Source organism: bacterium, assembly GCA_021372535.1.
GTDB lineage: Bacteria > Latescibacterota > Latescibacteria > Latescibacterales > Latescibacteraceae > JAFGMP01.
In genome coordinates this window covers 1-1,914 of record JAJFUH010000186.1, presented here as the reverse complement: position 1 = coordinate 1,914, position 1,914 = coordinate 1, and the positions used below count along the sequence as shown (strand labels likewise).

The window sequence follows — 1,914 nt, the reverse complement described above, 5'->3', positions numbered from 1 at the left end:
AGTTGCCGAGTCGCTGGGAGTCGATTTTAAGACCCTCAAACTCAAAAGCGGCCTGTTCGGCGCCGAACCGTGGACCAACGAAATGCGCGACAATATCGAAAAACGCCTGCATCTTTCGGCCATCGATATTTACGGTCTGACTGAAGTGATCGGCCCGGGCGTTTCCTCCGAATGCCAGGTCAAAAACGGTCTCCATATCTTTGACGATCATTTCTATCCAGAGATAATCGATCCCAAAACCATGGAACCGCTGCCCGAGGGGCAACTGGGAGAACTGGTGTTTACCTCGCTCACCAAGGAGGCATTCCCCGTCATACGATACCGCACGCGCGATATAAGCAGGCTCTTTTACAAACCGTGCGATTGCGGGCGGACGCATGTCCGGATGGAACGTATAAGCGGCAGAACCGACGATATGCTCATCATTCGCGGTGTCAACGTATTCCCTACCCAGATCGAGAGCGTGCTGCTTGCAATGAAAGAAACCGAGCCGCACTATCACATTCATGTGTTCCGTGAAGGTACACTCGATAACCTCGAGGTATGGGTCGAGGTCGGAGGGCAGTACTTCTCGGATGAAATCAAACAACTCGAAGGCTTGCAGAAAAAGATTTCGCATGAAATCCAGAGCGTAATCGGTATAGCATGCAAAGTCAAACTGGTCGAACCCCAGACCATTGAGCGGTCGGAAGGCAAGGCCAAACGGGTAACCGACCATAGAAAGATGTAAGGAGGGATGGTGCTTTGAGAGTCAAACAGATCAGCATTTTCATAGAAAACCGGAGCGGACGTCTCCGTGAGGTTACAGAGGTTCTTGGAGGCAATGGCATTAATATCAGGGCTCTCTCGCTGGCCGATACGAGCGATTACGGTATCTTACGGCTGATTGTCGATCGACCGGACAAAGCGCTTGAAGTATTGAAACAAGCCAATTTCACACTCTCTGAAACGGATGTAATAGCAGTCGAGGTAAAGGACAAACCCGGCGGTCTCTCCGATGTCCTTGCGATTCTCGGCAACGCGGGGATTAACGTCGAATACATGTATGCGTTCGTCGAGAAATCCTCTAACAATGCAGTAGTCATTTTCCGGATCGAAGACATCGACGCTGCCGTTTCGGCGCTTAAAAAGAATGATGTAACCATTCTCGATAACAAACAGGTTACAAAAATCTGAGAGAGAATTTCCGTGTGTTTTCACACTCTTCTCTCCTCCTGTAACAAAAACACGCAGACGGGAAGATGTGAGATCATGAGAATACGTGATTTTATCTGTCAGATTCCTATATTTTTATTATTGCCATGTTTGTGAAAAAGGACCTTTTTTTATCAAGTCATGGCTGGTAACAAGTCCAGCCGTTCTCATCCGAATGAACCCTTGACCGCGAAAGGAGGTCTATGATCTATTAAGATAAACGAACTGTACCATCAGTACTTATTTGAAATTATGGTAAAAGAATTCAATCGCTCACCTTATACAAAACTCGGGGGAGGATATTCATGTTAAAGAAACTGGTACTAGCCGGACTTATTGGCCTTATGACACTGGGAATAGCATCAAGTGTATATGCGCAGGCCGAATTTCACGGATTCCTGCTGGCACGCACAATCGTCTGGAATAAAACGTACACCTCGCGTATCGAGCGGTATGGATTCCAGTTCAAGGAAACAATAAACGATGAATTCGACTGGCTGACCGAAGTATACATCCATCCTCAGATCAATGAAGCACCGGGAAGGGTGTATATGGAAAGCGCCTATTTGAACTGGCATCTCAAGAATCGGCTCCCGTGGGATTTCAATGTCCGGATCGGTAAAGGCCGTAATTACTGCTACGGTATAACACCATCCTATTCGAGCAGGCGGACATCGGATTACTCGCTCTACAGCGAGGCGTTCACCCAGATGAGAGTCG

General features: G+C 47.8%; 3 protein-coding genes. All 3 read left to right on the top strand.

The window, feature by feature from the left end:
• Positions 1 to 730: phenylacetate--CoA ligase (locus LLG96_16605; GenBank protein MCE5251830.1), on the top strand; the 730-nt coding region annotated here is incomplete at its 5' end.
• Positions 731 to 744: 14 nt separating this feature from the next.
• Positions 745 to 1,176: an ACT domain-containing protein gene (locus tag LLG96_16600; protein ID MCE5251829.1), complete on the top strand. Its 432-nt coding sequence runs from the start codon at positions 745 to 747 to the stop codon at positions 1,174 to 1,176.
• A 323-nt stretch (positions 1,177 to 1,499) separates the two neighbouring features.
• Positions 1,500 to 1,914 (top strand): hypothetical protein (locus LLG96_16595; protein ID MCE5251828.1); only part of this gene is annotated, 415 nt, incomplete at its 3' end.